The following is a 5,316-nucleotide window of genomic DNA, read 5'->3' as shown; positions in this document are numbered from 1 at the left end:
GCGCGCGCGGCCTGCACCGACTTGAAGCGCACGCGGGTGCCGAAATACAGCGACGGCGCGGTGTCGGCGACGATCAGGCTGAGGCGTTCGCGCTCGGCCTGGAACAATTTGGTGTGGGCCCGTCCGGTGCGCGCGGTCAGCCGCCAATCGATATGGCGCGCATCGTCGCCGTGCGAGTATTCGCGCGATTCGGCGTACTCCATGCCGCGTCCGCGCAGCGGCGACAGCGCTTGCCCGCTGACCCCGTGGCGGCCGTGGCGCGCGCTGCGCCGGCCGCTCACCGCGGCGCGCAGCGCGACCAGTTCGGCCAAGCTCGGAACGATGCCGTCGCTCATGCGGCGACCCTCATGACGCGAGTTGGGAACGCAAATGAAGAATGTCGGCTCGGGCACTCAAAAGCGCCCTCCGGCTCGCGCGCGCTCATCGCATCGAGCGCGCCGTACGACTCCCGACTTCCCATTCTCGATTCCAGGACGATCAAGGCAACGGCACTTTCTTGAGCAGTTCGCCGAGCAGACGCTCGCCGTCCCAACCTTCGGCGGTGGCTTCGTAGCTGGGCAGGATGCGATGGCGCAGCACGTCCGGGGCGATCGCGCGGACGTCGTCGGGGGTGACGAAATCGCGGCCGGCCAACCAGGCATGGGCGCGCGCGCAACGTTCCAGCGCGATCGAGCCGCGCGGGCTGGCGCCCCAGGCGATGCGCCGGGCCAAGCCGGCGTCGTAGCGGGCGGCGTCGCGCGAGGCCAGCACGATCTCGACCAGATAACGCTCCACCGCCGGCGCAACGTGCAGATCCAGCACCGCGTTGCGCGCGGCGTAAACATCGGCCAGCGGCATCCGGGTAATCGGCTCGGCCACCGGCTTGAGCGTCTGCCGCGCGCGTTCGCGCGCCAAACGCAGAATCTCGGTTTCCGCCGCCGCTTCCGGATAGCCGATGCGCACATGCATCAGGAACCGGTCGAGTTGCGCCTCGGGCAGCGGGAAGGTGCCTTCCTGCTCGATCGGATTCTGGGTGGCCATCACCAGGAACAACGGCGGCAAGGCGTAGGTCGCCCGGCCCACGGTGACCTGACGCTCGCCCATCGCCTCCAGCAAGGCCGACTGGACCTTGGCCGGGGCGCGGTTGATTTCGTCGGCCAGCAGGATCGGATGGAAGATCGGTCCGGCCTGAAACTCGAAGCGCCCCTCTTGCGGCCGCCACACTTCGGTGCCGGTCAGATCGGCGGGGAGCAGATCGGGGGTGAACTGGACGCGGGCGAATTCGGCTTCCAGGCGCGCGGCCAGGGCGCGCACCGCGCTGGTCTTGGCCAGGCCGGGAGCGCCTTCGACCAGCAAGTGGCCGTCGGCGAGCAAGGCGATGAGCAGGCGTTCGATCAGCTCGGATTGGCCGACGATCTCCAGCGAAAGCGCGTCGCGCAAGCGTTTGAACGCATCGTGCAGGCGGGCGATATCGGCATCGGCGAGGCGGGTTTGCGGGGCGAGTTCGGGAGCGCGGTCCATCCGGTATCCAGTGGCGAGCGGGGCGAGGCGGAGCGAAGTACGGGGTCGATTTTGACCGAAGTCGGCGGTCCAGGTTCAACACAGGGGTCGCGAGCGCGCAGCGGGCACCCCGGGCGAGGGCTGCGGCGCGCAGGCGACGCCCTCATTGCGCGCCATGCCGGCCCGCTGAGGCAGTGCCGAAGGTAGTGGCGCGAGGGCGAAGTGGCCGTCGCAACCTGAACGGCTGCGGGCAACCGCCGGCCGCGGCGTGCGGCGGGGCGGATAGGAAACCTGGCGGGCGGCCGTTGCTGGCCGACCCGGGATACGCGTCCGATGCGCAAGCGACTCTCCTGAAAACGCAAAGAGGGCCCGCAGGCCCTCTTCGCCGAAACCAGCGCCGATCAGCGCTGGCTCACCTTCATCACCTTCGGCGTCACGAAGATCAGCAGCTCGGCCTTGTTCTTGCTGCGGCTCTTCTTCTTGAACAGGTTGCCGAGGAACGGGATGTCGGCCAGGAACGGCACCTTGGACAGATCGGTGCGGTCCTTGAACTCGTACACGCCGCCGATCACGACCGTCTGGCCGTCCTCGACCAACACCGCGGTGTTGATGTTGCGCTTGTTGATCTGCGGCACCTGACCGATCGAGGTATCGACGAAACCTTCGATTTCGTCCTTCTTGACGTTCAGATTCAGGAACACGCGGCCGTCGTTGGTGATGGTCGGGTTGACCTTCATCTCCATCAGCACGTCCTTGAACTGCACGTTCGGGATCGGAATGCTGTTGCCGCCCTGCTGCGGCGAGATGGTCACGTAACCGACTTCCTGGCCCTGGCTGATGACCGCTTCGCGCTGATTGCTGGTGACCACGCGCGGATTGGAGACCACTTCGCCGCGGCCCTCGGTCTGCATCGCGCTGAACTCCATGTCCAGGTTGACCCACTTGCCGAGGATGGTGAACGCGAGCGCGCCGGCCGGGTTGAGCACGCCGACGTTGCTGTTGAGGCTGGCGGGGAACAGGAAGGCCGGGTTGGTGACGGTCTGCAACAACGAACGAGCCTGCTGGAACAACGCAGTAGCGCCGGCGGCGTCGCCACGGGCCTGAGCTTGGTTGCCTTGCTCAGTCAGATCCGCAGCCTTTTTCTCGATCAAGCCATTCTGGGCAGCGGTGTTGCGGAAGTTGTTGATGCTCTCCAACGTTCCGCTGGTGATTACATCTCCCTTCGCGCCGGAGACGCCGAAACGCGCACCCAGATCGCGGGCGAAGCTTTCGGTGGCGATGACGATGCGGGCTTCGATCAGGACCTGGTCGACCGGACGGTCGATGACCCGGATCAGCTCCTTCATCTGCGCGACTTTCTTCGGAATGTCGCTGATCATCAGGGTGTTGGTGCGCTCATCGGCGACCAGACGGCCGCGCGGCGAGAGGAAGCCGTTTTCGTTCGATGACTCGTTGCCGCCGCCCGAGCTGCCGCCGATGCCCTTGGCCTCGGTCAGCGCCTTATAGATCTGCGCGGCGTTGTGGTAGTTGACCTGCACGTACTCGGTGGTCAGGTCGACGCGGTTGTCGAGCGCAATGCGTGCGTCTTCGCGATCCTGCTCGTACTTGGCGACTTCGGCCTGCGGCGCGACCCAGACCACGTTGCCGTTGCGGCGCTTGTCCAGGCCCTTGGCCTGCAGCACCAGGTCCAACGCCTGATCCCACGGCACGTTGACCAGACGCAAGGTCACATTGCCCTGGACGGTGTCGGCGGCGACGATGTTGAGGTTGGACTCTTCGGCGACCAACTGCAGCACCGTGCGCACCGGCACGTCCTGGAAGTTGAACGTCACCGGACGGCCGCCGTAGGCGCGGCCGGGCGCGGTCGGGCTGCTGATCGTGCCCGAGTTCGGCGCCGAACCGGCCGGCTTGGCGGCGTTGCTGGCCGGCGCGCCGACCGCGCGGTTGCCCGCCTGGGCCGTGCGCGGCACGACTTCGACGATGTAATCGCGGCCGGTCTGGTAGGCCATGGTGTCGAAGGCGCCGCTGGCGTTGAGCACCAGTTGCGCGCCGGTGCCGCTGGTGCGCGCGTCGATGCGCTGCACCGGCGTGGCGAAGTCGGCGACGTTGAGCGGACGCTGCAACGAGGCCGGCAACTGCGCGTTGCCGACGTCGATCATCACTTGCGAGCCTTGGCTGCGCATGTCCGGCATCGCGCCGTCGCCGCTGAAGCGCACGATCAGCTTGCCGGAGCCGCCGTCGCCGCGCTTGAAGTCGATGTTGGCGACCGAGATGGTGCCCGGCAGCTGCTTGGACGGATCGTTGCTCGGCGTCGGCGCGACCGCCGGAGCGGTGGCCAGCGTCGCCGGCGGCTGGACGGCGGGTGCCGCCGGGGCCGTCTGCGGCGCCGCGTGCACGGCGCTGATGCCGGCCAGCAAGCCGACTACCAGCCCGGCGAAGCGAGGTCCGGCCATGCGGGTGCCGGATGCCATGGGGCGTCGGTCCGACGGCATGTGTTTGGCGTTGAATACGATCATCATGCTATCCCCTAATCATTGATCTTCTAGCGCCACGGAAGCCGGACGTTCCAGCCAACCGCCTGCGCCATCCGGCACCAGTTCGACCAAGTCGATGCGTTCCTCAGTCACGCCGGTCACGCGACCGTCGTTCTGCCCCATGTACGCACCGGGCCGAACCCGATAAGTCACTTTGTCGGGCGCCATGACCAGCGCCACGATACCGCTGCCGCGTCCGAGGGTACCGACCATGTCGAGACCATCGAGCGGGAACTGTTCCAGCGGCTGCTTGCGTCGTTCCTTCTCCGGACGCGGACCCGAACCGGTGTCCTCATCGGTGAAGGCGGTGCTGAACGGGTCGCGCAGTTCCTGCGCGGCATATTCGAAAGTTTCGAACTGTTGCATGACCGGCAACGGGTCCAGCGGCGGCGCCGGCTTGGCCTTGATCTCGGCGACCCACTTCTCGAGATTGGGCGCATCGCCGGGCGTGCTGCTGATGCTGCGGAAGCAACCGGTGGCCGATACGACCAGACCGACCGCACAGGCGGCGGCGAGCGTAGAGCGGCGCAATGCGAAGGAACTGCGCATGTCAGGTGCCCTCCTTCTTCTCGCCCGCGGCGGCGCCGGCGGTACCGTCGGCCGGTTTGTTCTGCGCGGCCATCTCTTCTTCATCCAGATAGCGGTAAGTCTTGACCGTACCGGCCAACTCCAGAGGACTGTTCGGGGTGATCCCGCCGAGCGCGTCCTTGCTGTTGTTGCCCTTGGGCTTCAGCGAGATGTCGTGCATGGTCATGATGACCACGCGCGGCAGCGAGGCCACGCCGCTGACGAAGGCGCCGAACTGGTGGTAGGTGCCCACCATGCGCAGCGCGATCGGCTTCTCGGCGTAGAACTCCTTGGGAACCTCGGCGCCGGGCTGGAACAGCTCGTTGGAAATGCCGGTGGCGAGCGCGGTCTGGGAAATGTCGACGATCAGGTCGGGCATTTCGGTCTTGCTGGGCAACTGGCGCAACATCTGCTGCAGTTGCTGCTCCATCTGGGTCAGCTGCTGCTTGAGCGGCTCCAGATTGGCGGCGCGGCCCTGCTTGGTCTCGAAAGTCGCGCGCAGATCGGTTTCCTGCTGCTCCAAGCCTTCCAGTTCGGTGCGCTTGTCGCTGACGAACAGCCACCAGGCCAGGCCGATGATCACCACCGCGACCACGGCGCAGAAGACGATCTGCGCTTGCCGCGGCCAACCGCCGATGTTGTTGAAGTCCAAGTTCTTCATCGAAGCCTTCTTGCTCACGACGCGGCTCCTGTCTTGGTGGGGGCGGCCGGCGCGGGCTTGGCCGGAGCGGCGGCG

General features: G+C 66.8%; 5 protein-coding genes. All 5 read right to left on the bottom strand.

Going from position 1 to position 5,316, the window contains the following annotated elements:
• A partial coding sequence (locus V7787_RS52145) for a DUF58 domain-containing protein (protein ID WP_336095353.1) occupies positions 1-335 on the bottom strand: 335 nt, incomplete at its 3' end.
• Positions 336-477: 142 nt separating this feature from the next.
• The gene (locus V7787_RS52140) at positions 478-1,500 is read right to left on the bottom strand and encodes an AAA family ATPase (RefSeq protein WP_336095352.1); all 1,023 of its coding nucleotides are present in this window, start codon (positions 1,498-1,500) and stop codon (positions 478-480) included.
• Positions 1,501-1,880: 380 nt separating this feature from the next.
• Positions 1,881-3,998, bottom strand: coding sequence for a type IV pilus secretin PilQ (locus V7787_RS52135; protein ID WP_336095351.1), 2,118 nt, complete (start codon positions 3,996-3,998; stop codon positions 1,881-1,883).
• 12 nt (positions 3,999-4,010) lie between these two features.
• On the bottom strand, positions 4,011-4,562 hold the full coding sequence (locus V7787_RS52130; RefSeq protein WP_336095350.1) for a pilus assembly protein PilP: 552 nt from the start codon (positions 4,560-4,562) through the stop codon (positions 4,011-4,013).
• Between the two features lies 1 nt (position 4,563).
• Complete coding sequence (locus V7787_RS52125; RefSeq protein ID WP_336095349.1) at positions 4,564-5,259, bottom strand: type 4a pilus biogenesis protein PilO; 696 nt, start codon at positions 5,257-5,259, stop codon at positions 4,564-4,566.
• Positions 5,260-5,316: the final 57 nt, after the last annotated feature.

Source organism: Pseudomonas sp. CGJS7 (assembly GCF_036961695.1).
Note: the sequence above shows the minus strand (reverse complement) of the source record. Positions and strands in the feature narration are given on the sequence as shown.